Origin of the sequence: Mesorhizobium sp. B3-1-6 (assembly GCF_006439555.1) — a bacterium.
Taxonomy (GTDB): domain Bacteria; phylum Pseudomonadota; class Alphaproteobacteria; order Rhizobiales; family Rhizobiaceae; genus Mesorhizobium.
The window spans coordinates 1-26,771 of the sequence record NZ_VFTM01000057.1 but is presented as its reverse complement, the minus strand read 5'-3'; the positions used below and the strand labels follow the sequence as shown (position 1 = coordinate 26,771).

Annotated in this window: 28 protein-coding genes; 17 read left to right on the top strand and 11 right to left on the bottom strand. The window is 64.1% G+C overall.

The genetic code is table 11. The annotated features are described in order from the left end of the window. Positions 1-173: 173 nt before the first annotated feature. From FJ414_RS30605 to FJ414_RS30595, 3 genes are all read right to left on the bottom strand, one after another. The gene (locus FJ414_RS30605) at positions 174-374 is read right to left on the bottom strand and encodes a hypothetical protein (protein ID WP_140648077.1); all 201 of its coding nucleotides are present in this window, start codon (positions 372-374) and stop codon (positions 174-176) included. A 290-nt stretch (positions 375-664) separates the two neighbouring features. Beyond that, positions 665-1,447 carry a lysozyme inhibitor LprI family protein gene (locus FJ414_RS30600; RefSeq protein ID WP_140648076.1) on the bottom strand — a complete coding sequence of 261 codons (783 nt, stop codon included), beginning with the start codon at positions 1,445-1,447 and terminating at the stop codon, positions 665-667. 241 nt (positions 1,448-1,688) lie between these two features. Beyond that, positions 1,689-1,925 carry a hypothetical protein gene (locus tag FJ414_RS30595; RefSeq protein WP_140648075.1) on the bottom strand — a complete coding sequence of 79 codons (237 nt, stop codon included), beginning with the start codon at positions 1,923-1,925 and terminating at the stop codon, positions 1,689-1,691. A gap of 238 nt (positions 1,926-2,163) precedes the next feature. On the opposite strand from FJ414_RS30595, the gene FJ414_RS30590 reads away from it, so the two are divergent. Beyond that, entirely contained in the window at positions 2,164-4,041 is a 1,878-nt protein-coding gene (locus tag FJ414_RS30590; RefSeq protein ID WP_140648074.1) for an ABC-F family ATP-binding cassette domain-containing protein, read from the top strand. Positions 4,042-4,127: 86 nt separating this feature from the next. Next, positions 4,128-6,233 carry a molybdopterin oxidoreductase family protein gene (locus FJ414_RS30585; RefSeq protein WP_140648073.1) on the top strand — a complete coding sequence of 702 codons (2,106 nt, stop codon included), beginning with the start codon at positions 4,128-4,130 and terminating at the stop codon, positions 6,231-6,233. 84 nt (positions 6,234-6,317) lie between these two features. On the opposite strand, the gene FJ414_RS30580 is transcribed toward FJ414_RS30585, so the two are convergent. Next, entirely contained in the window at positions 6,318-6,536 is a 219-nt protein-coding gene (locus FJ414_RS30580; RefSeq protein ID WP_140648072.1) for a hypothetical protein, read from the bottom strand. Between the two features lie 174 nt (positions 6,537-6,710). Here FJ414_RS30580 and FJ414_RS30575 point away from each other — a divergent pair, with 174 nt between their 5' ends. Beyond that, positions 6,711-8,237, top strand: coding sequence for a winged helix-turn-helix domain-containing protein (locus FJ414_RS30575; protein ID WP_140648071.1), 1,527 nt, complete (start codon positions 6,711-6,713; stop codon positions 8,235-8,237). Here FJ414_RS30575 and FJ414_RS30570 read toward each other — a convergent pair. After that, positions 8,222-10,930: a sel1 repeat family protein gene (locus tag FJ414_RS30570; RefSeq protein ID WP_140648070.1), complete on the bottom strand. Its 2,709-nt coding sequence runs from the start codon at positions 10,928-10,930 to the stop codon at positions 8,222-8,224. The genes FJ414_RS30575 and FJ414_RS30570 overlap by 16 nt on opposite strands. Before the next feature lie 258 nt (positions 10,931-11,188). Here FJ414_RS30570 and speB point away from each other — a divergent pair, with 258 nt between their 5' ends. From speB to FJ414_RS30535, 7 genes are all read left to right on the top strand, one after another. After that, positions 11,189-11,992 carry an agmatinase gene (speB, locus tag FJ414_RS30565; RefSeq protein ID WP_140648069.1) on the top strand — a complete coding sequence of 268 codons (804 nt, stop codon included), beginning with the start codon at positions 11,189-11,191 and terminating at the stop codon, positions 11,990-11,992. 74 nt (positions 11,993-12,066) lie between these two features. Further along, complete coding sequence (gene dapB / locus FJ414_RS30560) at positions 12,067-12,843, top strand: 4-hydroxy-tetrahydrodipicolinate reductase (RefSeq protein WP_140648068.1); 777 nt, start codon at positions 12,067-12,069, stop codon at positions 12,841-12,843. A gap of 201 nt (positions 12,844-13,044) precedes the next feature. Further along, complete coding sequence (locus FJ414_RS30555) at positions 13,045-14,022, top strand: ABC transporter substrate-binding protein (RefSeq protein WP_246672542.1); 978 nt, start codon at positions 13,045-13,047, stop codon at positions 14,020-14,022. A gap of 259 nt (positions 14,023-14,281) precedes the next feature. Further along, on the top strand, positions 14,282-15,136 hold the full coding sequence (locus FJ414_RS30550) for an ABC transporter ATP-binding protein (RefSeq protein ID WP_140648066.1): 855 nt from the start codon (positions 14,282-14,284) through the stop codon (positions 15,134-15,136). Positions 15,137-15,149: 13 nt separating this feature from the next. Beyond that, positions 15,150-16,025, top strand: coding sequence for an ABC transporter permease (locus FJ414_RS30545; RefSeq protein WP_140648065.1), 876 nt, complete (start codon positions 15,150-15,152; stop codon positions 16,023-16,025). 100 nt (positions 16,026-16,125) lie between these two features. Beyond that, complete coding sequence (locus FJ414_RS30540) at positions 16,126-16,416, top strand: type II toxin-antitoxin system ParD family antitoxin (protein WP_140648064.1); 291 nt, start codon at positions 16,126-16,128, stop codon at positions 16,414-16,416. Beyond that, positions 16,413-16,715 (top strand): type II toxin-antitoxin system RelE/ParE family toxin, encoded by a 303-nt coding sequence (locus tag FJ414_RS30535; protein ID WP_140648063.1) that lies wholly within the window; start codon positions 16,413-16,415, stop codon positions 16,713-16,715. Before FJ414_RS30540 ends, FJ414_RS30535 begins: the two co-directional genes overlap by 4 nt. Positions 16,716-16,736: 21 nt before the next feature. On the opposite strand, the gene FJ414_RS30530 is transcribed toward FJ414_RS30535, so the two are convergent. After that, the gene (locus tag FJ414_RS30530; protein ID WP_140648062.1) at positions 16,737-18,104 is read right to left on the bottom strand and encodes a sensor histidine kinase; all 1,368 of its coding nucleotides are present in this window, start codon (positions 18,102-18,104) and stop codon (positions 16,737-16,739) included. Then, on the bottom strand, positions 18,101-18,778 hold the full coding sequence (locus FJ414_RS30525; protein WP_140648061.1) for a response regulator: 678 nt from the start codon (positions 18,776-18,778) through the stop codon (positions 18,101-18,103). Before FJ414_RS30525 ends, FJ414_RS30530 begins: the two co-directional genes overlap by 4 nt. 484 nt (positions 18,779-19,262) lie before the next feature. Here FJ414_RS30525 and FJ414_RS30520 point away from each other — a divergent pair, with 484 nt between their 5' ends. The 4 genes from FJ414_RS30520 to FJ414_RS30505 all read left to right on the top strand — a co-directional run bounded on the left by FJ414_RS30520 (position 19,263) and on the right by FJ414_RS30505 (position 20,810). Beyond that, complete coding sequence (locus FJ414_RS30520; RefSeq protein ID WP_140648060.1) at positions 19,263-19,496, top strand: DUF680 domain-containing protein; 234 nt, start codon at positions 19,263-19,265, stop codon at positions 19,494-19,496. Between the two features lie 64 nt (positions 19,497-19,560). Then, positions 19,561-19,758: a DUF680 domain-containing protein gene (locus tag FJ414_RS30515; RefSeq protein ID WP_140648059.1), complete on the top strand. Its 198-nt coding sequence runs from the start codon at positions 19,561-19,563 to the stop codon at positions 19,756-19,758. Between the two features lie 322 nt (positions 19,759-20,080). Continuing rightward, positions 20,081-20,287 (top strand): DUF680 domain-containing protein, encoded by a 207-nt coding sequence (locus tag FJ414_RS30510; RefSeq protein ID WP_140648058.1) that lies wholly within the window; start codon positions 20,081-20,083, stop codon positions 20,285-20,287. Between the two features lie 280 nt (positions 20,288-20,567). Further along, on the top strand, positions 20,568-20,810 hold the full coding sequence (locus tag FJ414_RS30505; protein WP_140648057.1) for a DUF680 domain-containing protein: 243 nt from the start codon (positions 20,568-20,570) through the stop codon (positions 20,808-20,810). 104 nt (positions 20,811-20,914) lie between these two features. On the opposite strand, the gene FJ414_RS30500 is transcribed toward FJ414_RS30505, so the two are convergent. Genes FJ414_RS30500 through purM form a run of 3 tightly spaced genes read right to left on the bottom strand, consistent with a single transcriptional unit; the run spans position 20,915 to position 23,222 of the window. Next, positions 20,915-21,430, bottom strand: coding sequence for a histidine phosphatase family protein (locus FJ414_RS30500; protein ID WP_140648056.1), 516 nt, complete (start codon positions 21,428-21,430; stop codon positions 20,915-20,917). An 8-nt stretch (positions 21,431-21,438) separates the two neighbouring features. Then, positions 21,439-22,146, bottom strand: coding sequence for a phosphoribosylglycinamide formyltransferase (gene purN / locus FJ414_RS30495; RefSeq protein WP_140648055.1), 708 nt, complete (start codon positions 22,144-22,146; stop codon positions 21,439-21,441). Further along, positions 22,143-23,222 carry a phosphoribosylformylglycinamidine cyclo-ligase gene (purM, locus tag FJ414_RS30490; RefSeq protein ID WP_140648079.1) on the bottom strand — a complete coding sequence of 360 codons (1,080 nt, stop codon included), beginning with the start codon at positions 23,220-23,222 and terminating at the stop codon, positions 22,143-22,145. Before purM ends, purN begins: the two co-directional genes overlap by 4 nt. 213 nt (positions 23,223-23,435) lie before the next feature. Between purM and FJ414_RS30485 the strand changes: the two genes are divergently transcribed. The 3 genes from FJ414_RS30485 to hdaA are packed head-to-tail and all read left to right on the top strand — an operon-like array spanning position 23,436 to position 25,918. Further along, positions 23,436-24,053, top strand: coding sequence for a CDP-alcohol phosphatidyltransferase family protein (locus tag FJ414_RS30485; RefSeq protein ID WP_140648054.1), 618 nt, complete (start codon positions 23,436-23,438; stop codon positions 24,051-24,053). Beyond that, positions 23,965-25,212 carry an AI-2E family transporter gene (locus FJ414_RS30480; RefSeq protein WP_246672541.1) on the top strand — a complete coding sequence of 416 codons (1,248 nt, stop codon included), beginning with the start codon at positions 23,965-23,967 and terminating at the stop codon, positions 25,210-25,212. Before FJ414_RS30485 ends, FJ414_RS30480 begins: the two co-directional genes overlap by 89 nt. Before the next feature lies 1 nt (position 25,213). Beyond that, positions 25,214-25,918 carry a DnaA regulatory inactivator HdaA gene (gene hdaA / locus FJ414_RS30475; RefSeq protein ID WP_140648053.1) on the top strand — a complete coding sequence of 235 codons (705 nt, stop codon included), beginning with the start codon at positions 25,214-25,216 and terminating at the stop codon, positions 25,916-25,918. Between the two features lie 6 nt (positions 25,919-25,924). Here the strand turns inward: hdaA and FJ414_RS30470 are convergent, their stop codons facing one another. Then, the gene (locus FJ414_RS30470; protein WP_140648052.1) at positions 25,925-26,188 is read right to left on the bottom strand and encodes a hypothetical protein; all 264 of its coding nucleotides are present in this window, start codon (positions 26,186-26,188) and stop codon (positions 25,925-25,927) included. Positions 26,189-26,771 lie beyond the last annotated feature (583 nt).

The window sequence follows — 26,771 nt, the reverse complement described above, 5'->3', positions numbered from 1 at the left end:
TCCCCAAAAATCAGCGTTGAATCTGATTTGCCGGCCTGTGGGAATCCCAATTCCTTAAATCGTCACTACGGCCTAGAACAATTCCAGGTAACGTGCGCAGCGGTCTTCCGTCCGGAATTGCGTAAAACAAAGAGGTAGGGCGTTTCGCCGTTTCCGTGAAACGGTGAAACGCACTAGCGGTGGGCCTGAGGCGGCTTGACCGGCCGGGCTCGCTTGGAATCCTGCTCGCCGGCAAGGCTCTCCGCCTCGACCGCTGTCATTTCAAGGAGATAGACAAGCATCTGGTAGCGCGTGCGCGAGAGCATTTTGGCCAGCTTGCGCGTGATCTCCGCGACATATCGCAACGTTCGTAAATCGCTGGGCGCTCTATCCATCGTGAGCTCCTGATATGGCCAAGTTATTTGGGCCAAGTTACGTGAACCAAGTTATCGTTGGCGCCCACTCACGACTCACGGCGCGCCTACAGGTTTGCAGGTTTGCGGCAAAACTGAAAATCATTTTTGATAAGCATCATGCTTGGCCCGGAAGATTTTGCCGTCCTTTTTTGGTGGTATCACCACTTGTGGTGCTAATATTGAACCAAAGCCGAACTTGCGGTCGTCTTGCCGCGCTGGGCTGATTTTCCGCCAGGGAATGTTGATCGTAACAGGCCGGCTATGGCCGCTCAGTCCTTATAAGCAGAGCAGAAGCCCGGCGGGTTGTTTTTGCCGATCACGGCGCAGCCGCGCTTGATCTCGTCGATCATCATGCTGCAGGCATTCTGCCCGTTGCAGGGCGGATTGGTCGCCGGCGACACCTGGATGCACTGCGAGACATACTGGTCCGACTTCGCCTTGCCGGCGGATTGCACGCATGGCCGCGTGTCGTTCTGGCTTGCCTGGGCAGGGGCGGGTTTCGCGGGCGCGGTGCCAGCCGTCGCGGGCGCGGCACTGCCGCCGCTTTGCGGCACGCAGGAGAGATCGCCTTCGGGGCATTGCAATTGGTGCTGCAGCTGCGCCAGCCGCGCCTTGGTCAACTCCGCCCTGCAGGTCTCGACGAGGGTCGAGTACACTGAGCCATCGGCATAAGGCTGGGTGCGGAAGGCGCACTCCTTGTCGCGGAACGGGATCCAGGCGCGCTGCGCGTCGCGCAAGCGCTTCAGGTTGGCGGGAGCGAGACGTCCCGCCAGCGCCTTGTAGACTGCGTTGAGGCCCGCGTCGGCCGAAGCGGCATTCGCTGCCGTGCAGGTAGCAAGGTCGGCCTGCGTCTTCGCTGCCGCGCAGTCAGTGGCTGCCGCGTGGGCCGATGGCGTGGTGAGAAACAGGCTGGCAGCGCCCGCGAAAATCGCGATCACCAGTGAAGCCGAAATGAGCGTGGTCTTGCCTGACATCTGATCTGCCCTCTGCTTGAATCGAACCCCGCCGCTCGCGCCAGCATAGGTTGAGACAACAGCCGCGATCAACGCCAATCCCACGACGCGGCAAGCAAAGTGTGACCGGCGCGGAGTGGCTACTACGGAGCAGCGCCCAGTCTCGGGACGGTGCCTCGCCGCTCTCCGCGATCGCTGCGGAGGCTGGAGGGGCAGGGTGCTGTCCTGCCCGCCACTATCTCCTTGTTTTGATGCATTCCGGACGGCGGCTACGGCGAAGGCGCCGAGCCCAACCGCACACACTTTTCCTGGAATTGCTCCGGTCGTTCATAGGCGACGCCTAAAACGCCTTTCCGGACTCGATCTGGATCAACAGGTGTTCCGGTGCCCGCGTCTCTGGTCTGTTCGCAATCTTTCCCGCCTGCGGAGAGGTTGGTTGGGCCTGCGGCCCACTCGCGGGCTCAGTCGGGACAGCAGTTTGAGCAGTCTGATCCTCGAACAGAACCACCTGCGTCGCCAGCGCGGTTGTCGTGGCGACCTGGAAGAAGATGAAGGCTAGGGCGAGATAGCGGATCACGGGCCTCCAAACGCTTCGGCCGGCAACTGGTTCCAGTCCGTCGTGTTTTCTGCTGAACGGCCAATGTATGTCGCCAGAAGTGTGCAGCGGTTCCGGGACAACGACATGCAGCAAAACAAAGGCTTAAAGCGCGGCGCCTGAATCCGCTTCAGCGCGACGCGCTTTTAAGTCAGCGCGGCGGGCCTCATCCGAGCCCCTGGCTCTTGCGAAGCGCCGATCTCCCGTGCAAAAGCCGGCCATGCTTATCATCAACGACCTTACGCTGCGCATGGCGGGGCGACTGCTTCTCGATCATGCCTCATTGACCCTGCCGGCCGGCACCAAGGCCGGTCTCGTCGGCCGCAACGGCACCGGCAAGACCACGCTGTTCAAGGCGATCACCGGCGATTTCCCTTCGGAGACCGGCTCGATCAGCCTGCCGAAGAACACCCGCATCGGCCAGGTGGCGCAGGAAGCGCCCGGCACCGAGGAGCCGCTGATCGACATCGTCCTGAAAGCCGATGTCGAGCGCCAGGCCCTGCTCGAGGAGGAAAAGACCGCGACCGATCCGCACCGCATCGCCGAGATCCATACGCGGCTGGCCGATATCGACGCGCATTCGGCCGAATCCCGCGCCGCCACCATCCTTGCCGGCCTCGGCTTCGACGATGCCGCGCAGCGGCGGGCGGCCTCGTCCTTCTCCGGCGGCTGGCGCATGCGCGTGGCTTTGGCTGCCGTGCTCTTCTCCGAGCCCGACCTGCTGCTGCTCGACGAGCCGACCAATTATCTCGACCTCGAAGGCACGCTGTGGCTGGAGAACTACGTCGCGAAATATCCGCACACGGTGTTGCTGATCTCGCACGACCGCGACCTGCTCAACCGCGCCGTCAACTCGATCGTCCATCTCGACCAGAAGAAGCTGACCTTCTGGCGCGGCGGCTACGACCAGTTCGAACGCCAACTCACTGAGCAGCGCGAGCTGCAGGAAAAGAGCCGCGTCAAGCAGGAAACCCAGCGCAAGCATATGGAATCCTTCGTCGAGCGTTTTCGCGCCAAGGCTTCCAAGGCCCGGCAGGCGCAGTCGCGCCTGAAGGCGCTGGAAAAGCTGAAGCCGATCGCCGCTGTCGTGAACGACACGGTACGGCCGTTCTCCTTCCCGGAGCCAGTGAAGACGGTGGCTTCGCCGATCGTCGCGCTCAATGGCGTCAATGTCGGCTACACCGAGGGCAGTCCGATCCTGAAGAAGATGACGCTGCGCATCGATGCCGACGATCGCATCGCGCTGCTCGGCGCCAACGGCAACGGCAAGTCGACCTTCGCCAAATTGCTCGCCGGCCGGCTGAAGGCCGAGACCGGCACGGTGACGGTTGCGCCCGGGCTGAAAGTGGCGATCTTCGCCCAGCACCAGCTCGATGATTTGCGTCCCGAGGAAAACGCCTACGAGCATGTACGCCGGCTGATGCCGGACGCGCCGGAAGCCAAGGTGCGCGCCCGCGTCGCCCAGTTCGGCCTTGCGACCGAGAAGATGAACACCGCGGCGAAAGACCTGTCCGGCGGCGAAAAGGCGCGGCTGCTGATGGGTCTGTCGGCTTTCGAGGGCCCGAACCTCTTCATCCTCGACGAGCCGACCAACCATCTCGACATCGACAGCCGTGAATCGCTGATCCATGCGCTCAATGATTTTCCGGGCGCGGTGATCCTGATCTCGCACGACCGGCACCTGCTCGAAGCCACCGCCGACCGGCTCTGGCTGGTCAAGGACGGCGCGGTCAATCCCTATGACGGCGATCTCGAGGATTACAAGACCTTGGTCACCGGCGTGTCGTCCAACCGCCGCGAGCAGAAGGAAGCCGACAAGGCGTCCAAGGCCGATCGCCGCCGCGAAGCCGCCCAGCGCCGGGCCGCATTGGAACCGCTGGCGAAGGAAATCCGCGCCACCGAGGCGCTGATGGACCGCATGCGCAAGCGCATCGACCTGATCGAGGACGAGCTCGCCAATCCGGCGGTCTACGAGAAGGATCCCTCGACCGCCACGCGGCTGGCCAAGGAGCGCTCGCAACTGGCGCAGACGCTGGCGCAGAACGAGGACAAGTGGCTGACGATGTCGGCGGAATATGAGGAAGGGATCGCGGAATAGCGCGGTTTCTCCTTCTCCCGCAAGGGGAGAAGGAGGAGCTCTATCTGGCCCTACACCTCGTCCCTAAAACCCGCTACACACCCCGCATGAACCAGCACGCCAAGCTCCGGATCGGCCATTCGGCCTGTCCGCATGATTGCCCCTCCACCTGCGCCCTCGAAGTCGAGTTGCTCGAAGACAACCGCATCGGCCGCGTCCACGGCGCCAAGGCGAACAGCTACACGGCGGGTGTCGTCTGCGCCAAGGTCGCGCGCTATGCCGACCGCGTCCACCATCCCGACCGGCTGCTGAAACCGCTGGTGCGCGCCGGCGCCAAGGGCGAGGGCGCCTGGAAGGAAGCCAGCTGGGAAGCAGCCCTCGACCTCGTGGCGGAAAAATTCATCGCAGCCGAAGAAAAATACGGCTCAGAGACGGTCTGGCCTTATTTCTACGCCGGCACGATGGGGCTGGTGCAGCGTGACGGCATCCAGCGGCTGCGCCACGCCAAGAAATACTCGGGCTTCTTCGGCTCGATCTGCACCAATCTCGCCTGGACTGGCTGGATGATGGGAGCGGGCGCGCTGCGCGGTCCCGATCCGCGCGAGATGGCGAAATCCGACTGCGTGGTGATCTGGGGCACCAATGCCGTGGTCACCCAAGTCAACGTGATGACCCATGCGATGAGGGCGCGCAAGGAGCGTGGGGCCAAGATCGTCGTCATCGATATCTATGACAATGCCACGATGAAGCAGGCCGATCTCGGCCTTGTCCTGAAGCCCGGCACCGATGGCGCGCTCGCCTGCGCGGTCATGCACGTGCTGTTTCGCGATGGGCTGGCCGACCGTGCCTATCTCGAAAAATACACCGACGATCCGCGCGGGCTGGAAGAGCATTTGAAGACGCGCACGCCCGAATGGGCGGCCGCCATCACCGGGCTCAGCGTCGATGAGATACAAGCCTTCGCGCATTTGGTCGGCACGACGAAGAAAACCTACTTCCGCCTCGGCTACGGCTTTGCGCGCCAGCGCAACGGCTCGGTCAACATGCACGCCGCCTCCTGCATCGCCGCCGTCACCGGCGCGTGGCAGTATGAGGGCGGCGGCGCTTTCCACTCCAACTCCGGCATCTTCAAGCTGAACCAGGATGTGCTGGAAGGTACAGCGATGCGCGACCCGAAGGTGCGCTATCTCGACCATTCGCGCATCGGCCCGGTGCTGACCGGTGCGGCGGATGCGCTCCATGGCGGTCCCCCGGTGACGGCGATGCTGATCCAGAACACCAATCCGGCCAATGTCGCGCCGCAGCAGCGGCTGGTGAAACAGGGCTTTATGCGCGAGGACCTGTTCACTTGCGTGCACGAGCAGTTCATGACCGACACGGCCAAGCTCGCCGACGTCGTGCTGCCGGCGACGATGTTCCTGGAGCATGACGACATCTACAAGGGCGGCGGCAACCAGCACATCACGCTCGGCCCCAAGCTGATCGAGCCGCCGGAAGGGCCGCGCACCAACCACTACGTCAATGAGGAGCTCGGCAGGCGGCTCGGCGTCGGCGACCGTCCGGGCTTCGGACTGACGGAGCGCGAGCATATCGACATTATCCTCGGCAAGCGCGGGCTGGGCAGCTTCGACAGCCTGAAGGAACAAAAGTGGGTCGACCTGCAGCCCGGCTTCGACGACGCGCATTTCATCAACGGCTTCGGCCATGCCGACAGGAAGTTCCACTTCCGGCCGAATTGGACCGGGCAGTCGGCGCCCAACCGGCCGCCGAAAAGTATGGGCCTGTTCGGCCCGGTCGGGCGGCTGCCGGAATTCCCCGACCATGTCGAACTGATCGAGGTGGCGGATGAGGAGCATCCGTTCCGGCTGGCGACCTCGCCGGCGCGCAACTTCCTCAATTCCAGCTTTGCCGAGACGCCGGTCTCGAAGGCCAAGGAAGGCAGGCCCGAGCTGCTCATCCACCGCGAAGATGCAGCAGTGCTCGGCATCGAGGATGGCGGCCGCGTCGAGGTCGGCAACCGGCGCGGCGACCTGGTGCTGCATGCCAGGTTCTTCGACGGCGTGAAGCGCGGCGTGGTGATCGCCGAAGGCATCTGGCCGAACAGCGCGCATGAACGCGGCGAGGGCATCAACGTGCTGACCGGCGCCGATGCTCCGGCGCCCTATGGCGGCGCTGCCGTCCATGACAACAAGGTCTGGCTCAAGGCGCTTTGATCGCTTCGAATTAGAAGCGCAAGCGCCCAGAACGCGGATCTGCAGGCCGCACCGCCAGGCATCAATCCGCAAGGGCGTTGCAGATCACCAGTTGGGATTCCGGCCTTCGAGATCGTCTTCCGGGATGATCGGCGGTCGGCGGTCAAGACTGGTGAAAGGGTCCAGATAGGCTGCCTTGCGTGCATTGACCATCGAACTGAACATGGTGTTGAACGTCGCGAGCATTGCCAGCCTCGGGATGCTTGGCCGCGGCAGTTTGAGACGCCGGACGGCTGTTGGGCCGGTGGTGAGGATGTCGGTCATGATGTCCTCCTGTGGCGGCGACAATGGCAGCGCTTCCCACCCAGGTCCTTGGCTTAAACCTGAAGAGTCCTGAATCGCTCTGAAATTGCTTGAAGCGAAGAATCCCAAACGGCCCTGAAGTTCGCCTTCAGGGTCATCTTGGATTATCCTGCCCGCGAGGGTGGTTCTTGGCCAATGGACTTGGAGTTTGGGAACTATCGTTTGAGACGAGCCGAACGGCAGTTGCTGGGCCCGAAAGGGCCGGTGGAGCTTTCGGCACGTTCCTTCGACATCCTCGCCATGTTGCTCGACAGGCCCGACGAGGTGATCGGCAAGACCGAACTTTTCGATGCGGTCTGGCCCGGCGTGGTGGTGGAGGAGAATACGCTGCAGGTCCACATTTCGGCGCTGCGAAAACTGCTGTCTGCCGAGCTGATCGCAACCGTGCATGGTCGCGGTTACAAATATGCAGGCCCCAGGCCCTTCGCGGTTACGGCAGATGATACGGCGGCGTCCAGACCGTCCATCGCCATACTTCCCTTCGACAACATGAGCGGTGACCCGGAGCAAGACTATTTCAGCGACGGGATTACCGAAGACATCATCGTCGAGCTCGGCAAATATAAGGAGTTTCTGGTCATTGCGCGGAACTCCTCCTTCCAGTTTCGCGGCAAGGCGCATGATCCGGCCGAGGTGGCGAGCAAGCTTGGTGTCCAATATGTCGTCGAAGGCAGCGTGCGGAAGATCGGCAACAGGGTGCGGATCGCCGTACAGCTAACCGATGCGTCGTCGATTGCTCATATCTGGGGCGAACATTACGACCGGGAACTCGACGACATTTTCGCCATCCAGGACGAAATCACCCGGATGATTGCAGCGCGTCTGGCCCGACAGGCCAGAACCGCGATTGCGTCGCGCGCCAGGGCCCGGCCGACCAACAACATGTCGGCCTACGAGTTTTACCTACGGGCGCTGCAACTGGCAGCCGTTTATGACACGGTGCTCGAAGCGGAACCGTTTCTGCACCAGGCGGTAAAGCTCGATCCGCAGTTTGCTGCTGCCCACGCCATGCTAAGCTTTGTGGAGTCCATCAAGTACTATTGGGACTACAACAATCCCGGCCATTTGCATTCCGGACTGGAGATCGCAAGAACAGCATTGGGCCTTGATCCCGACGAAGCCTATGGACATCTCGCCACCGGCTTCGCTCACTTGTACCTCCGCCAATTCAGGCAATCTGAAATCAGCCTTGACCGGGCCGTTGCGCTCAATCCGAACGATCCGTTCATTCTTAGCATCCGTGCTATTTTCCTCAATCACACTGACAGGCCGGAGCAAGGGCTTGATGAAATAACCGAAGCCCAGCGCCGCGACCCATACGCCGTGGGATGGTATGACGACTTCCGCGGCGTCCTGCTGACGACGGCTGGGCGATATCGCGAGGCGGCTGCCTGCTACGCGAAAATGGCCACTGTAACGCCGTGGTCGCTCATTCGTCTTATCATATGCCATTTCGAACTCGGCGAAATCAGGCAAGCGCAAGACGTGCTGGCGAAGGTCAAGACGCATTATCGCGGACTAAGCCTTGACCAGATCATCGATACGGAAGTGGATTTTTATCAGGACGCCACCGTATGCAGCCGCTATCGCGCGATCCTCGATCGTGTTGACAAGGCGGAATGGGCCCGTTGCGGCTTATTGCCTTGCTACTTCGCCGCCTGAGCGTCCAGCGTCTTGATCTCCTCCGCGGCCGCCTTGCGGGCCGCCGCATCGACACCGGACGCGCCTTTCTCCTTGGCGAAGGCAATGAGGGCGGTGCGCGTGTCCTCGTCGCATCCGGCCGAACCCACGCCATCGATGCCGGCTTTCTTGGCGGCGGCGAGCACGGAGTCGCAGGCGTCCGGAGCGAAGGCGAACTGACCCATGATGGCGCCGAGCGTGAGCGGATCCTGCAGGCGCGGATCGTCGCGGATCGCCTGGATGGTGGCGCTACCCACCATCTTGGATTTGCGATCCTGCGCGATCTGCGTCAGGTCGAAGATGAACTCGAATTCCGCCTTGTCGACGCCGGCAGGCTTCGACACAAGAATGTCCAGCCCATAGCGGGTGACTTTCTCGGGCGTGACCACCGCGCGCACCACCTTTGCCTGATGGTAGTTGCGCACCAGCGCCCAGCGCGACGGGAGGTCGCCGTAACGGGCGAGCAAATCGAGTTGCTTGATGGCGGCGATCTTCTGCTTGTCGGTCTTGGCGGCCTGCGCCTGGGCGAAGACCTTCTTGCCGATGCGGTCGATGATTTCGTTCGCAAGCAGGCCTGAAGCCGGCGCGGCCTGTTGCGTCGCCGCGGTCTGGACGGGGATTTCGGCGAGCGGGCCTTTGGCGTCGACCCAGGCGGCCAGCGCCTTGCGCGCGTCCGGGCCGAAATAGCCCTTCGGCTCGCCGGTGTAAAAGCCTTCGCTCTTCAGCGTCGTCTCGATCGCGGCGCGGATCTCGTCGGGCAGCGCCTTGCCGAAACCGACGAGGTTGTCTTCCGCGAGCCCTGCCGGCGCCTCGCGAAAAGCATCCATCACCGCGGCCGCGATCGCCGCCGTTCCGGCGCTGGAGGCCGGTCCGGAAAAGAGGCCGCTCAGTTCGATGCTTGCCGCGTCGTTGCCGAGCACGCCGGCGCCCATCCTGCCGATGCCGTCATTGTAAAGCGCGATGCGGTCGGTGATGCCTTCGCGCAGCGTTATCAGATGGTCGAAGCTGTCGAAGGTGAAGGCGTTGGCGAGCTTGCTCTTTGCCTTCAGCGAGCCGCGCCGCGCCGCCTCGCGCCAGGCATGCAGTCGCTCGCGCGGATTCTTGTCGATGCCGAGACCGTCGTCATAGGCGTCCCCCAGCAGCACCATCGCATCGACACTGCCGAGGTTGGCGGCGTTGATCAGCATCGCCGTCGCCTTCTGGTTGTCCTGCGGATAGACCGCGCCTTTGCGCATGAGCTTCGCCTGCAGCAGATAGGCCTGCTGCTCCTTCTTGGCCTCGCCTTCGTCGATCAAGGCTTTCAATTGATCGTCGCTCAGGCCGCCGTCGCGGCGCGACGGCTGGTAGCTGGTCGAATCCAGATTGGCATATTGCGTCGAGGCGTAGAGCCAGAGCGCGTCGCGGTCGCCGGCGTCCGCCAGCGGCTTCAGCATGGCGCGCGCCAAATCCTCGTTCTTGAACTGCTGATCGTCAGAGAGCTGCAGCCGCGCCAGCGCCAGCGCGGCACCTGGCTCGCCGGCGTCGGCGCCGTCGCTCAGGCGCCCGACCAACTGGTCCGGATTGTCGATCTGCATGCCGTCATAGTCGAGGAGCACGCCCGCAAGCCTGATGTCGGCGTCGAGATCCCACGAGGCGTTGAGCAGTTGGATCGCCTCGCGTGGCTGGCGGCCGACGAACTTGCCGTCCATGAGCAGGCCGGCGAGCATCGGCCCGGCCTCGGCGACATTCTTGGTGGCGGCACGCAGCATGGCGATGGCGCGCTTGCCGTCGGCGGGGCCGCCTTCGCCCTTGGCCAGCATGTCGGCCAGCATCGGTATGGCATATTGATCGCTGCCGACGCGCGCCTCCAGCAACTGCCTGGCCTTCGCCGCATCCTGCGAGGTCCCGCGGCCCAGCCGCAGCGCCTTGATGTAAGCCAGCGCCGATCGTCCGGAGCCGTTGGTCCCGGACTGGAAATCCGTCTCGACGGCATGAAAGGCCTTTTGCTGTTCGTCGCTCGTGAAGCCGTCTTCCGTCAGCGTCGTCCGCGCAATCAGCAGCGGCATGGCGGCGCGGAATTGGCTGTCCCATTCGCCGGGCGACTGGCCCTGGGCCGGCGCGTCGATGACGCGTTGCGCGGTCTCGACCATCTTATGCGCGTCGCGGCGCAGCAGCGGCCCTTCGATATACTGACGGAGCAGCGTCTCAAGCGCCGTGAGATGACCGGCAGCGCCGGCCTTCTGCAAGGCATCGAGCGCCATCGCCCGTGTGACCGGCGGTGGACCGGCATCGGCGCCGTCGTGCCGATGCACCGAATAGACCTCGTAGAGCAGATAATTCGCCTCCGGGCTGCCGCCGTCGGCGAGCAGCTTGATCTGCGGGAGGAGAAAGGTAAGTCCCGCCTGGTTGAGCGCGACCTGGACCCGCAGCCATTCAAGCGTCAGCCGCTTTTCCTGCGGTGCGCCGAGCATTGCCGCCTGGCATTTGTCGGCCAGGATTTTGAGCTTGCTGAGGTCAAAGTCTTGCGGGAAGAGCTCGCCATACTGGACAGGCGGCGCCTTGGCTCCAGGATCGAGCGGCACCGAGGCGCCCCGGTCGCAGACACTGATCGCCTCGGCGAGCGCCGCCTTCTTCGCCGCATCGTCGGGTTTGTCGGAAGATGCCTGGGCCGCGAAGGCCCCGCCGGCAAACGGCATTAAAGCGAGGCAAGAAAGAATCAGGGCATGCACTGGCCGCGGCATGGGCGTCCCCCCTCGGACACGGTCCGGGTGCAGCCGGACGCACAGGCGCTAAAGTAGCACATCGCACGAGTGATGATGAGTGTGGCGCTTCACATTCACGCAGCGTTGCCTAAGACTGCACCACGCTTTGCGATCTGGCCCAAATGGCTCCGGTCGCACACGCCAGCTCCGGCGTCTATAGAGGCCCTTGTCTCGGCAACGAGGGAGGATGTCGTGGCCAAGGTCTCGCTTCTGGGCATTCCGCATGACGAGAATTCGTCCTATCTGCGCGGGCCGGCCGAGGCGCCGCCGCTGATCCGGCGCGAACTCGCAAGCGACGCCTACACTTCATGGTCGGAAACAGGTTTCGACCTGACGGACCGCTTCGTCGATCACGGCGACATCGATTTCACCCAGCCCGGCGACCCGTGGCAGCGGATCGAAAGCGAAGTTGGCCGCGCGCTCGACGCCGGCCATCCGCTGATCTCGCTCGGCGGCGATCATGCGATCTCCTGGCCCGTGCTGCGTGCGGTGCGCCGCCGCCACCAGAGCCTCACGATCGTCCATATCGACGCGCATCCGGACATCTATCATGCCTATGACGACAATCCGCGCTCGCACACCTCGCCCTTTGCCCGCGTCATGGAGGAGAAGCTGGCCGACCGGCTGATCCAGATCGGCCTGCGCACCGTCAACGATCACCATCGCGACCAGTTCAAGCGCTTCGGCGTCGAGGTGGTTGAGATGCGGCATTTCAGGGAAGGGCTGCAGCTCGACCTCAAGACGCCCGTCTATATCTCGATGGACATCGACGCTCTCGATCCGGCCTTCGCTCCTGGCATCTCGCACCGCGAGCCGGGCGGCTTCACCACCCGCCAGGTCATCGGCCTGATCCAGGCAATAGACCAACCGATCGTCGCCGCTGACGTGGTCGAATACAATCCGCGCCAGGACCTCTCCAACGTGACGGCGCTGGTCGCCGCCAAGCTGGTCAAGGAAATCGCCGGCATGATGCTGAAGACCAACGGCGCCGCCTGAATCAACGCTTGAATCAATTTGCCAGGGCGGCGTGCTAGAGGATTGTTCCGACTCAGCTTTCGACAAGGATCGCCATGCCGCAGCCGCTCAGGATAGCCGTCGCCGGCGCGCTCGGCCGCATGGGCCGGCAGATGGCGCAAACCGTCGCGGCCGATCCGCGGCTGCAGCTCGTCGCGCGCTTCCATCGGCCGGGCAGTACGGACCAGGGACTGCTTGAGCGCGACGAAGCGCTGGCGCTTGCCGATGTGGTCGTCGATTTCACCACGCCCGCGGCTTCCGCCGAGTTGGCCAAGGCCTGCGCCGCGCGCGGCGGTCCGGCGCTGGTGATCGGCTCGACAGGTTTCGACGGCGCTGAACTGGAGGCGATTGCCGACGCCGCGAAGAAGATCGCCGTCGTGCGCTCCGGAAGCTATTCGCTGGGCCTCAACGTGCTGACCGGGCTGGTCGAACAGGCGGCGAGCGCACTCGGCGCAGAAGACTGTGACGTGGAAATTCTCGAAGCGCATCACCGCATGAAGGTCGACGCACCGTCGGGCACGGCGCTGATGCTCGGCGAAGCGGCGGCGCGCGGGCGCGGCGTCGAGCTGGACGATGTGGCGAAGCGCACCCGCGACGGCCACGTCGGTCCGCGCCCAACCGGCGAGATCGGCTTTGCCGTTGTGCGCGGCGGCAGCATCGTCGGCGAGCACAGCGTGAGCTTCCTCACCGAAGGCGAGACGCTCACGCTCTCGCATGCCGCCGGCGACCGCTCGATGTTCGCGCGGGGCGCCATCGCGGCGGCACTCTGGGTCGCCGGGCGGCCGCCGGGCGAATATGATATGCGCGACGTTCTCGGCTTCACTGCCTCGTGACCGGGAACCACGCCGGATTCCATTCCACGGCCGCCAAAACGGCTGAAAGCCAGCTGAAAGCTTGGCCATGTCATGACGGTTTTGTGGCGTTCGCCACATGAGCGGCCTGGGAGCGGCCGGCAGGAGGAAATGCGGCGCGGCGCGCCGCCCAGCGGAGGAAGTTACGTGACCGGTTTCATCTCTAAACGCGCGCTGCGCTCAATGGCGCTGACGCTTGCCATGGTTGGCGCTGGCGCATCGGCGGCATCGGCTGCCGACAAGATCACCATCATCGTCGGCGGCATGGAAAAGCAGATCTATCTGCCGGCCGTGCTCACCCAGCAGCTCGGCTATTTCAAGGATGAAGGCCTCGATGTCGAGCTGATCAACTCGCGCGCCGGCGTCGAGGCCGAAAACGAATTGCTGGCTGGTGCCGTACAGGGTGTCGTCGGCTTCTACGATCATACTGTCGATCTGCAGTCGAAGGGCAAATACATCCAGTCGATCGTGCAGTTCAGCCAGGCGCCGGGCGAGGTCGAGCTGGTCTCGGCCAAGCATCCCGAGATCAAGTCGCCGGCCGACTTCAAGGGCGCGACGCTCGGCGTCACCGGGCTCGGCTCCTCGACCGATTTCCTGACGCAGTATCTCGCCGTTCGCAGCGGCCTGAAGCCGGGCGATTACACGCTGCTTCCGGTCGGCGCCGGCAACACCTTCATCGCCGCCGTCAAGCAGGACCAGATCCAGGCCGGCATGACCACCGAGCCGACCATCGCCAAGCTGCTCCAGACCGGCGAGGCCAAGGTATTGGTCGATATGCGCACGCCCGAAAAGACCAAGGCAGCACTTGGCGGCGACTATCCGGCGGCCTCCTTCTATGTGCAGTCGAGCTGGCTCGAGGGCCACAAGGACGAGGCGCAGAAGCTCGCCAATGCCTTCGTCAAGACGATGAAGTTCATCGCCGGCCACTCCGCCGAAGAGATCGCCGATAAGATGCCGAAGGACTATTACGCCGGCAGCAAGGACCTCTATGTGCAGGGCCTGGCCGGCGGCAAGGCGATGTTCACGCCGGATGGCCGCATGCCGGCCGATGGACCGGAGACCGTGCTGAAGGTTCTGTCGACCTTCTCCAAGAGCCTGCAGGGCAAGCAGATCGACCTGTCGAAAACCTACACGACCGAGTTCGTCGACGCGGCGAAGTAAGCATCAACAGGCGAGGGCGGGCCGATCGGTCCGCCCTTGGAGCAATTCCAGGAAAAGTGTGAAACGGTTTTCCGCCCGGAATTGCGTCAAGCAAAGAGATAGAGCGGTTTGGCGTGAAACGACGAACCGCTCTAGAGAACAACGACTTGCGCCGGCTGCCTGAATCAATTCTGCAGCGGCGCCTTCCGGATGCCAAGCTGCGGCAAGCCCTCTGGCTTTAGCCAAAGGCATCCTCGCACCACCACGATAGGAGTGTGCCATGCAGTTGCAGACCATGGCGGCGGAGAAACTGTCTCCGGCCGCGCCGCCGGCCGATGCCGCGATCGCCATCGACGACGTGACGCTGCGCTTCGTCACGCCCGACGGCCACATGATGACGGCGATCCGCGATTTCACCATGACGGTGGCGCGCGGCGAGTTCGCCTGTGTCGTCGGGCCGACCGGCTGCGGCAAGTCGACGACGCTCAACCTGGTCACCGGGCTGTTGCGTCCGACCACCGGCAATGTCCGCGTCATGGGCAATCCGGTGACCGACATCAGCCGCGACATCGGCTTCGTCTTCCAGGCCGACGCGTTGTTTCCGTGGCGCAGCGTCATCGACAATGTCGCCGCCGGCCCGCTTTTCCGCGGCACGCCGAAGAAAGAAGCCTACGAGAAGGCGCGCGACTGGATCGGCCGCGTCGGCCTTTCGCGGTTCGAGAAACACTATCCGCACCAGCTTTCGGGCGGCATGCGCAAGCGCGTGGCGCTTGCGCAGACCTTCATCAACCAGCCCAAGATCCTGTTGATGGACGAGCCCTTCAGCGCGCTCGACATGCAGACCCGCACGGCCATGCAGGACGAATTGCTGGGCCTCTGGTCGGGGCTGAAATCCTCCGTCGTCTTTGTTACCCACGATCTCGAGGAGGCGGTGGCGCTGGCCGACAAGGTCTATGTGCTCACCGCCGGTCCGGGCACGGTGAAGAGCGTCTACCGCATCGACCTGCCGCGCCCGCGCGTCATGGCCGAAATCCGCTACGATCCGAAATTCATCGAGATCGCCAAGGTTATCTGGAACGATCTGCGCGAGGAGGTGCAGCTTGGCCAAAGCCGCGGCCTCCAGACCGGCCATTGACAGGAGACACAGCATGACCGCCATTTCTCCCACCGATCAGGCCGCCACCCGTGCCACTTCGATCGTCGCCGCCGAAGCGCAGGCAAGGGCACGGCTGCGCAAGCGCCATGCCTTGGTCATCGGCCTGCGCCTCGCGATCCTCGTGGTCTTCCTGGGCCTCTGGGAACTCTGCGCCGATTACAACATCATCGATCCGTTCTTCTTCTCCAGCCCGTCGGGCATCTGGGAACAGATCTGGTCCTGGATCACCGAAGGCACCTCGCAGGGGCCGCTCTGGCTGCAGATCTATGTGACGCTGGAAGAGACCTTCCTCGGCTTCGCCATCGGCGCCGTCGGCGGCATCGTGGCCGGCATCATCCTTGGCCGCAACAAGCTGCTGGCGGACGTCTTTTCGATCTACATCAAGATAGCCAACTCGGTGCCGCGCGTGGTGCTGGGCTCGGTGTTCATCATCGCGCTTGGGTTGGGCATGGCCTCCAAGGTGGCGCTGGCCGTGGTGATGGTGTTCTTCGTCGTCTTCGCCAACGCCTTCCAGGGCGTGCGCGAGGCCGACAGGGCGATGATCGCCAACGCCCAGATCCTGGGCGCCTCGCCGATGCAGATCACCACCTCGGTCATCATCCCTTCGGCGATGAGCTGGATCCTCGCCAGCCTGCATGTCTCCTTCGGCTTCGCGCTGGTCGGCGCCGTGGTCGGCGAGTTCCTCGGCGCCAAGCAGGGCATGGGTCTCTTGATCTCCACCGCGCAGGGCGCCTTCAACGCCAACGGCGTCTTCGCCGCCATGATCATCCTGGCGGTGATGGCGCTGGTGGTGGAGTTCATCATCACCCGCTTCGAGAACTATGTGGTGAAGTGGCGCCCGGCGCCGTTCAACGAGCAGGGGGCTTGAATAATCACCGCACACCATCATGTTTGGTGTGCGGTTTCCCCTAAGGTGTATGACAAAGTCATGCGCCTGTGCTATATTGAGGGCATCGAGGAGACGAGTCATGCGAAACTCCCAGCCCCTGACGATCACGCTGCCGCTTGAGATGGCACAGATGGTGAAAAATAAGGTTGCCTCGGGCGAATACGCCACCGAAAGCGAGGTCATCCGCGATGGCCTGCGTACGCTTGCGGCGCGTGACGCGGCGGTTGAACGCTGGCTGCGCGAGGAAGTCGTGCCGACGATGCAGGATGCGCGCGCCAATCCTGAGAAGCTTTTGACGGCCGAGCAGATGCGCCGCAATCTCTCGGAGCACATCAACGCGATCGTCGCCAAACCACGCTCCGGTGCATGAAATACCGGGTCAGATTCCACGCTGCAGCCGAGCGAGACATAGCCGAACTGCTGAGCGAACTCGCGCCGAAGGCTGGCGTGGAAATCGCGTTGCGCTTTATCGGGCGCATTGTCGATTATTGCCTCGACTTTGAGACTTTTCCCGAGCGCGGCACACGTCATGACGAAATCGCTCCGGGTTTGCGCACGGTAGGATGGCGCCGACGCGCGACGATCGCGTTTGAAGTCGCCGGTGACAAAGTGATCATCTTGCGGATTCTCTACGCCGGCCGGACGCTTGAATTGCCGGACGAAGAGTAAAAGGGTCGCCACTCGACCTGATCACGCAAGCGGCAGCCGCACCTCGACCTTGAGCCCGCCCGCCGCGGCGTCGCCCAGCGTGACGCTGCCTCCGGCATTCTCGACCACCTCGCGCACGATGGCGAGACCAAGACCGCTGCCTTCCTCGGCCGAGCCGGCGAGGCGGTAGAAGCGCTCGAAGACATGCTCCCGCTCTTCCGCCGGGATTCCCGGTCCGGCATCGCTCACCGTAAGCTCGGCCTCGCCATCCGTCGTCGCCAGCCTCACCGTGACGCTACCGCCAGATCTGGAATAGCGCAGCGCGTTGTCGACCAGGTTGACGATCATCTCGCGCAGCATCGTGCCGTCGCCGACCACCGTCACCGGTCCGTTTTCCTCGAGGCCGAGGTCGATGTCGCGGTTGATCGCCGCCGGCGCTTGCGCTTCCAGCACATGGCGGGCGGCTTCGGTGAGGTCAATGCGGTCGGCGCGCGGCCGTCGGCTGCCAGGTTCCGCCCTCGACAGCGTAAGCAGCTGTTCGGCCAACCGCGCCAATTTGCCCGAGCTTGCCTGCAAGGCGACCAGCGCCTCCTGGCGCCGGTCGGCCGCGGTTTCGCGCAAGGCATAGCTTGCCTGCGTCGACAAGAGCGCCAGCGGCGTGCGCAGTTGGTGCGCGGCATTGGCGATGAAGCGCCGCTGCGCCGCCATCTGCGCCCGCACGCGCTCCATATAGGCGTTGAGCGCTTCGATCAGCGGCCGGATCTCGCTCTGCGCGCCCGGGACCTCGACCGGGTCGAGATCGCTGCGGCTTCGCGAGCGCACCGCGTCGCGCAACCGGATCAGCGGCGCCAGCCCGCGGCGCAGGCCAAGCAGCACGAACACGCCGGCAATAGCCACCAAGGCAAGCTGCTGGGCGAAGGCGCTGAGCCACAGGCGCTTCACCATCGCGTCATGTCCGGCGAGCGTGACGCCGACAGTGACCTTGATCGGCGAATCCGTACCGGCGCCGATCACGGCATGGCTGAGCGTCGCCAGGCGCAGCGGGTGATCGCGATAGGCAGCCTCGATGCTGCCGCGCTCCGGCGCCACGGGCAGATCGGGATAGCCGGTCAGCAGCCGCCCGCCGGCGGTCTCGACCCGGTAATAGACGCTGTCCCGGTCGCCGGTGTCGAACATCTCGATCGCCGCCGGCGGCACGGTGGCGTCGAGCGCGCCGTCGGCCATTGCCACCTGCTCGGCAATGGCGCGCGCCGAGCCGACCAGCATGCGGTCGGTGACGAGATCCGCGGTCGCCAGCGCGTTGCGCTGGCTGGTCCACAGATTGATGGCGGCGAGCCCGGCAAGCGGCAGCACCACCCAGGCCAGCAATTGCAGGCGAAGGCTGCCGATCCGAAACCTGTCGATCCTCATGGCGCCGGATCGTCGTGGCGCAACAGGTAGCCGAGGCCGCGCAAGGTGGCGATCTGGACGCGCGATCCCTCCAGCTTCTTGCGCAGCCGGTGCACGTAGATCTCGATGGCGCTGGGGTCGGCGTCGGTTTCGAAATCGTAGATCGCGGTCGAGAGCGCCGCCTTGCTCACCGTGCGGCCGGCCTTGACAACGAGCTGTTCCAGCACGGCGTGCTCGCGCGGTGTCAGCGACAACGTCGCGCCGGCAAGCGAGAACAGGCGTGTGTTGGTGTCGAAGACCAGATCGCCGCAGGCAATGACCGGCGCGGTGCGGTCGTTGGCGCGGCGCAACTGCACGCGGATGCGCGCTTCCAATTCCTCGATCTGGAAGGGTTTCGCCAGATAGTCGTCGGCGCCTTCGTTGAGGCCCTTGACCCGGCCGTCGAGGCTGGCATTGGCGGTGAGCACGATCACCGGCACCGGGTTGCCGCGCGCCCGCAACCTTTTCAGCACCTCCATGCCGCCCATGCGGGGCAGGGCAAGGTCGAGGATGATCAAGGCATGGTCGCCAGCGGCCAAAGCATGCTCGACATCCTCGCCGTCATGCACGACGTCGACGACATAGCTCGCCTGGCGCAGCGTCTTGCTCAGCCAATCGGCCAGTTCGCGGTTGTCCTCGACAAGCAGCAGCCGCATCGTTTGTCGCTGTTTCCTCCCAATGGCGTCGACCGACGCCAAAGCGCGGCAGGCGGCGTCCAAATTGGTTCCCGAGGCAACCGATAGTATCGATCCGCGCGCAAGGCAAACGTGGTTTCCCGGCGGTCGCCATCCCGGTCGCGGCACCTGCCGAGCCGCTTGTTCGGTCGGGCAAGCGAGGAAATCGAACCGGTCGGTTCAATTAATGTTGACGGTTCGTGTAGCTATGGTGAACACCGGCAGCCCTTACCAGGATGCCGTATCGCGCGGCCTTTGCTGTAACCGATTGAGATTAAACGATAAGAATGTGGCCGCTGCGTCCTTCGCCTAATTTCAAGATCGAACCGAACGGTTCGGTTCACAACTTTTCGTGATTGGAAATGGCAGCAGGGCCGACCCATTTCGGGGTGGTCCGAGCGACGCGAATTTCCATTACGGCACGCCACTAGACGGACATGACTTTTTGAAATCTGGAGTACCTAAAATGAACAAGATTGCTTTTGCCGCCGCTGCTTTCCTCATTGCCACGGGCAGCGCTTTCGCCGGCAGCGACCATTACAACCCCAACGACGCCAGCCAGTCGGCCGTGACGGCCCCTGCGGGCAACGTCGACCGGACCGTTACCGGCTCGATCAACAAGTTCGAACAGCGCTTCATCAAGAATGCGCCCAGCTCGAACCAGCAGGAATCCGGCCAGGGCCTCTGGGGCAACCACTAAGCTGGTTCCAGTCTGACCAAAATCTGACCATCAACCCATCATCCTTGAATTTGGAGTAACTCAAATGACCAAGATCGCTCTTACCGCTGCCGCCCTCCTCGTCGCCACTGGCGCCGCTTTCGCTGGGTCCGACCACTACAACCCCAACGAAGCCAACCGGCCGGTCGACACCTCGATTACTGCTTCGGTCAAGACTTCGGACGCGAACGTCCAGAAGCCGGCGACCCAGGCTCCTGCCCAGGATCTGTTCGGCAACCGCTGAATGCCCTGGTCTTCCAAGACGTCAAAGCGGCGGGCTTGTCCCGCCGCTCTGTTTTTCTAAGGCCGGCTGCTCCCGGGCAGGCTTTTTCAGGGTTGATCAAGCATTCATCACGAAGCGGTGATGCTGTAACGATGCCCCTGGTGCCGTCGAAGTGGGAGTAAGGACCGATAGACGGGGCCGATGCCAAGGAAATTCAAGTGTGTCGAACGAGCGGGCAGCACCCGGGCGATGTCCGAGGCTACCCCTGTGCCGATCCACTAGGTCATCTGATCGTCGATCGCGCCTGATCAAACAGCGCAACCCGAAACCAGGAGTATTTGAAATGACCAAGATCGCTCTTACCGCTGCCGCCCTCCTCGTCGCCACTGGCGCCGCCTTCGCTGGGTCGGACCACTACAACCCCAATGAGGCCAACCGGCCGACTGCTTCGGTCGACAGCTCGTTCACCGCTTCGATCAAGAATTCGGGCGCGAATGTCCAGAAGCCGGCGGCCCAGGCCGCTGATCAGGATCTTTTCGGCAACCGCTGAATGGCCTGGTTCCAAGACCTCGAGCGGCGGGCTTGTCCCGCCGCTCTGTTTTTCTACAGCCGGCTACCGGCATTGTGAAATCGCTTCACAAGTATTTGTATCACAAGCATTTGTAATCGTTTGTCTTTTTCTCGGCGAAGTTTGGGCCGACGCTGCCGGGGCCGCTAAAGAAAGCGAGCGGGCCGGGAATAAATCCCGGCCGCCGCGGGTCTTGTCGGCAGCGGGGTCATCCTCCCAAGGCCTCCGCCCCGATGAAGCCGAACGAACAAGGAAAACCGAAATGACCAGGATCGCTCTCACCACTGCCGCAATGCTTCTCGCGATGGGCTCCGCCTTCGCCGGCAGCGATCACTACGACCCCAATGACGTCAACCGGCCGACGGCCGGCGTCGACAGGGCCTACACGGCTTCGGTCGGCAAGCGTGAGGTTGCCAAGCAGGCCGATGTCGACACCTCGATGACGACAGGTTCGGCTGGATCCAAGGCTTGGTCCGACCCGGGCCAGGGCATCTGGGGCAACTGATTTTTGACGCTTTGAACTGTCAAAGGCGGCGGACTTGCTCCGCCGCCCTTTGTTTTACGCGGCGAGCAGCGCCAATCGCAGTGCGAGGGGATCGGCGGTTCGCTCTAGGCCAAATCCTTCGGCCGAACACAATGCGTCAGGCGCGCGCCGTGGAAGTCGAGGTCCACCCAATCCTCGTCCAGCGTGAACCGCGCGAGCGCCGCCGTCGGGAACTTCGCTTCGATCTTCTTGAAGACAGCCTCATCCGATCCGGCGCCGGCCAGCCTCAGCGCAAAATGCTGCAGGCCGGGATTGTGGCCGATCACCAGCAGGCTCTCCGCCTTGGCCTGCCGCACACGCGCCAGGATGGCGCCGGCCGCCGCCTCGTAGAGTTCCTCGGCAAATTGTGCCGGCACATGCTTGGGCAGTTCGGCCGCGACCAGCCGCCAGGTGTCGCGGGTGCGCAGCGCCGGCGAGACCAGCGCTAGGTCCGGCAGCCAGCCGCGCCGGGCAAGCTCGCGCCCTATCAGCGGCGCCGTCTTCAGCCCGCGTGGCCCGAGCGGCCGATCGAAATCGGCGAGGGAGGGATTGTCCCAGCTCGACTTGGCATGGCGCAGGATAAGCAGTTGTTTTACGGGCATTGACGACTCTACGGCGTGATCCGCGCCAGCTGTTCGAGGTCTCTCTCCTCGCGCAGCGGATCCGGCGCCATCACCACCGAGGTGGCGTTTTCGGCATCGTCGGCGAAATGGGCAAGCACGGTGTGGCCCTTTTCCATGCGCGCCTTGCCTTCGGCGACGAGCCCCAGCGCCAGCGGGTAGAGCCGGTGCTCGACCTTCAGCACCCGGGCGGCCAGCGTGTCCTCGTTGTCGCCGACCATCACCGGCACGGCGGCCTGGGCGATGATCGGGCCGTCGTCCATCTCGGGGGTGACGAAATGCACCGAGCAGCCATGGATGCGAACGCCGGCGCGGATCGCGCGCGCATGCGTGTCCAAACCCTTGAAAGCCGGCAGCAGGGCAGGGTGGATGTTGACTATGCGTCCCTGCCATTTCTCGACAAGGCCGCGGCCGAGGATGCGCATATAGCCGGCCAGGGCGACGATGTCTGCGCCGAAGCCGGTGAGCGCGGCATCGATCGCGGCGTCATAGGCATCCTTGCTCGGATGGTCGGCGCGCTGGATGACCTTGGTGGCGATGCCGCGCGACTGGGCGATGCCGAGGCCGGCCGCGTTGGCGCGGTCGGAAATGACGCCGACGATTTCCGCCGGATAGCTTGGATCGGCGGCCGCGGCGATCAGCGCCGTCATGTTGGAGCCGCGTCCCGAGATCAGGACGACCGTGCGTTTCCTGCTCATAGGCCGATCGAGCCCCGATAGATGACGCCAGCGTCTCGGCGCGGCACGATGCGGCCGATCGGCGTTACCGTTTCGCCGGCTTCCTGCAGCACTGCCGCCACTTGCGCCGCCTGGCCGGAAGCGACGGCGAGGACCATGCCGATGCCGCAGTTGAAGGTGCGCATCATTTCTTCCGGCGCCACGCCGCCGGTCTTGGCCAGCCACGAGAACACCGGCGGCACGTCGATTGCCTCGAGATCGAGCTCGGCGGAGAAATCCTTGGGCAGCACGCGCGGAATGTTTTCCGGGAAACCGCCGCCGGTGATGTGGGCCAGCGCCTTGATGCCATGCGTGTTGCGGATCGCCTTCAGGATCGACTTCACATAGATGCGCGTCGGCTCGAGCAGCGCTTCCGCGAGGCTCAGTTCCTCGTTGAACGGCGCCGGATCGCTCCAGCCAAGGCCGCTCGTGGCAACGATGCGGCGCACCAGCGAAAAGCCGTTGGAGTGCAGGCCGGACGAGGCAAGGCCGAGCAGCATGTCGCCCTCGACGATGTCGTCGGTCGGCAGCAACTGGCCGCGTTCGGCAGCACCCACGGCAAAGCCGGCAAGGTCATAGTCCTTGTCGTGATACATGCCGGGCATTTCCGCCGTCTCGCCGCCGATCAGCGCGCAGCCGGCCTGCCGGCAGCCTTGCGCGATGCCGCCGACGATCGAAGCGCCCTGGTCCGGGTCGAGCTTGCCTGTGGCGAAATAGTCGAGGAAGAACAGCGGCTCGGCGCCCTGCACGACGATGTCGTTGACGCACATGGCAACGAGGTCGATGCCGATCGTATCGTGCTTGCCGGCGTCGATGGCGATCTTGAGCTTGGTGCCGACGCCGTCGTTGGCCGCGACCAGCACCGGGTCGGTGAAGCCGGCGGCCTTCAGGTCGAACAGCCCGCCGAAGCCGCCGATCTCACCGTCGGCGCCTGGCCGGCGCGTCGTGCGCACCAGCGGCTTGATCTTCTCGACCATCAGGTTCCCGGCATCGATATCGACGCCAGCCTCGGCATAGGTGAGCCCGTTCTTGCGCTTGGCCTGGTCGCCCTTGCTCATGGTCGGCTCGTCCCTGTTTGTCATTGCGGGCTCTTCGCATGAATGGTTTCGGGGAGCAAGGATGACGGTCGTTCCTGCCGATAAAAGCGTGGAAAGCGGAGGCGGCCAATCTCCCGCGCAAACGGGGGATTGGCAGCTTCGCCGCCCGCTACTTGCGCCCACCCGCCATCTCCCTCATCTATTCCCCAACAAAGGACCACGACGGGACATCACGTGACCCTTCCCAACATGATCACGATCATGCGGCTGCTGCTCGTGCCCGCGGTGGTGCTCGCCATGCTGCAGTCGCTTTGGGGTTGGGCCTTCGCCGGGTTCCTCGTCGCCGGCGTCTCCGACGGCGTCGACGGCTTTATCGCGCGCCGCTGGAACCAGTCGTCCAGCCTCGGCGCCTATCTCGATCCGATCGCCGACAAGCTTCTGCTGGTCTCGGTCTTCGTCGTCATGGGTTTTGCCGGCGAACTGCCGCTCTGGCTGGTGGTGACCATGGTCTCGCGTGACGGGTTGATCGTCTGCGCCGTGCTCTTGTCGAGCGTCATGAGCCATCCGGTCGAGATGAAGCCGCTCTTCGTGTCGAAGGCCAACACCGCGGCGCAGATCGTGCTGGCGGCGCTTGTGCTGGGCGAGTTGGCCTTTTCGGTGCATCTCGGCCCGCTGCGGACCGCGCTCATATTGCTGACCGGGGTCTTGACCGTGGCTTCGGCCGCAGCCTATCTCGTGGCTTGGCTAAGACATATGAGCGGCTATGGCGAAGGCTCCCGGACGAGCAACTCCCAGACCGGCGACATCAAGTCGGGCATCGGCAAGTCGGGCGGCTCCGACACGGGCGCCTGACAATGACGCCGCGGCGATCGCGGCCGACGACGGCTCGGGCGGGCTTCGCCGCCAGGCCTTCTTCTGGCTGGCCACGGCTATCCTGCTGGCGCTGTTCCTCTATGTCTTCTCGGGCATCCTCCTGCCTTTCGTCGCCGGCATGGTGCTCGCCTATTTCCTCGACCCGGTCGCCGACTGGCTGCAGCGGCTCGGCCTCTCGCGTCTGATGGCGACGGTAGTGATCCTGATTGCCTTCATCGTCGTCGTGGTGCTGGCCTTCGTTATCCTGGTGCCGGTGCTGGCCACCCAGATGGCCGATTTCGCCCGCAAGCTGCCGGAATATCTCACCCGCCTGCAGTCGCTGATCACCAGCTTCGACCCGAAATGGCTGGAGCAGCGCTTTGGCGTCAACGCCGCCGGCCTGCGCGACGGGCTGAACTCGCTGCTCACCACCGGCTTCGGGCTGCTCACCACCGTCTTCACCTCGATCTGGAGTTCGGGCGTGGCGCTGGTATCCGTCGTCAGCCTGTTCGTCGTCACTCCGGTCGTCGCCTTCTACATGCTGCTCGACTGGGACCGCATGGTGGCGGTGGTCGACAGCTGGGTGCCGCGCGACTATGTCGAGACGGTGCGCGCGCTCGCCCGCGACATCAACACCGCCACCGCCGGCTTCGTGCGCGGTCAAGGCACGCTCTGCCTGGTGCTCGGCGCGATGTATGCCACGGGTCTGACGCTGACCGGGCTGAACTTCGCCATCCTGATCGGCTTCTTCGCCGGGCTGATCTCCTTCATCCCCTATGTCGGCTCCTTGACCGGGCTGGTGCTCGCCGTCGGCGTCGCCTTCGTCCAGTTCTGGCCGGACTGGACAATGATCGTGGCGGTGGCCTGCGTGTTCTTCGTCGGCCAGTTCATCGAGGGCAACATCCTACAGCCGAGGCTGGTCGGCAAAAGCGTCGGTCTGCATCCGGTCTGGCTGATGTTCGCGCTGTTTGCCTTCGGCGCGTTGTTCGGCTTCGTCGGCCTTTTGATCGCCGTCCCGGCCTCGGCGGCGATTGCCGTGCTGGTGCGCTTCGCCATCGGCCGCTATCTCGAATCGCCGCTTTACAAGGGTCACGCCGCCCGGCCCGTGCCGCCATTGCCAGCCGATCGCGGCGGCGGCCATCGTTCGAAGCGGGGCTGAAATGGCTGCTCAGCCAGCCGATACGCCGCGCCAGCTGCCGCTCGATCTCGGCCACGGCACTGGCTATTCGCGCGACGAACTCGTCGTCTCGGGCACCAATGCGCAGGCGGCATCGCTGATCGACCGCTGGCCGGACTGGCCGTCGCCGGTGGTCGTGCTGGCAGGGCCGCCCGGTTCCGGCAAGACGCATCTCGCCCGGATCTGGCAGGATCGGACGCACGCCGTCGCCATCGATCCCGGCCGGATCGACGAGCACATTGCCGGTCTCGGCACCAGGCCGGCGCTTATCGACGATGTCGACAAAGGCCCGATCGACGAGCAGGGACTGTTCCACCTGATCAACGCCGTGCGCGGCGCGGGTTCGACGCTGCTTTTGACGGCGAGGCGGTTCCCCTCGGCCTGGCGCGTCGCGCTGCCCGATCTCATCTCGCGGCTGAAGGCGGCGGCGACGGTCGAGATCCACGAGCCCGACGACCTTTTGCTTGCCGGCGTCATCACAAAGCTGTTCGCCGACCGCCAGGTCGAAGTCGAGCCGCATGTGGTGCAATACCTGGTGCGCCGCATCGAGCGTTCGCTCGGCACCGCGATGCGCGTTGTCGAGCGCCTCGATCGCGCCGCCCTCGAGCGCAAGACGCCGATCACCCGCGTCTTGGCCGCCGAGACCGTCAGCGCCATGGACGAGGGGCAGGGCGTGTTCGATATCTGAGGCCTGTCACGCCCATAGTCCGGCCAGATGCCGGGCCAAAAGATAGACTCCCGTGTGCGCCGCCACATAACAGGCGGCGACTAGGATGAAGAACATCAGGCCGGCGGACCGCGACCGGGCTACGCCGCCATTCCTCTTGCTGGGCCGGTTGTTCCAAACCCACAGGGCAGCGCACAGAATTGCCCAGACCACCATCACCGCAGCCGTAAAGCCGTAATAGGCCAGATAGGCCGGGCCGATCAGCGACAGCAGAGCCTCGAGAACGGGCATCGAAAATCCCCCTGGTTCGAAGTCTAGACCGGCGACAAAGTTGGAGGCGAGGGATTATTCGAGCCACGGCAGGCGTTTCCGTGATCAACCCGTGGGAGCACGCGGCGTAGCCGTCCCATTCCGGAACAGTCTTTCCGGCATCGCTCTTGCAACGCGGACAGTGCCGGCTGATCCCGGTCCCGGTCGCGTTCCAGATCGGGTTGTAGGCCCGCCGGGCTCGAGGTGTTGGGGTTCTCGCCCGGCGGGTTTACCGCCGATTCGCCCGCGCCGTTGAATGGCTGGTTCCGCTTGCCCGTGAGCCTGTCCCGCGCCGAGCAGCAAGCTGCCGCCACCCATGGCGAGGCCGCATTGACGCGTGTCGTTGAAGAGGGGAGGACCATAGGTCGCGGAGCACCCATGTCAGCTGCCCTGGAAACATCCGCAACGACGATGATGTCGGTGTCCCAATTGTCCCTGTCCTTCCGGCTGTAATGCAGGGACGGCGAGACCGATTTGGTCTAGGAAGGTGCCCTTCCCGAGAGATGGGTGACAGTTCATTCCGGATAGATGGGTTACACTTTCGGCCCTTTGCGAGGAGAGCAAG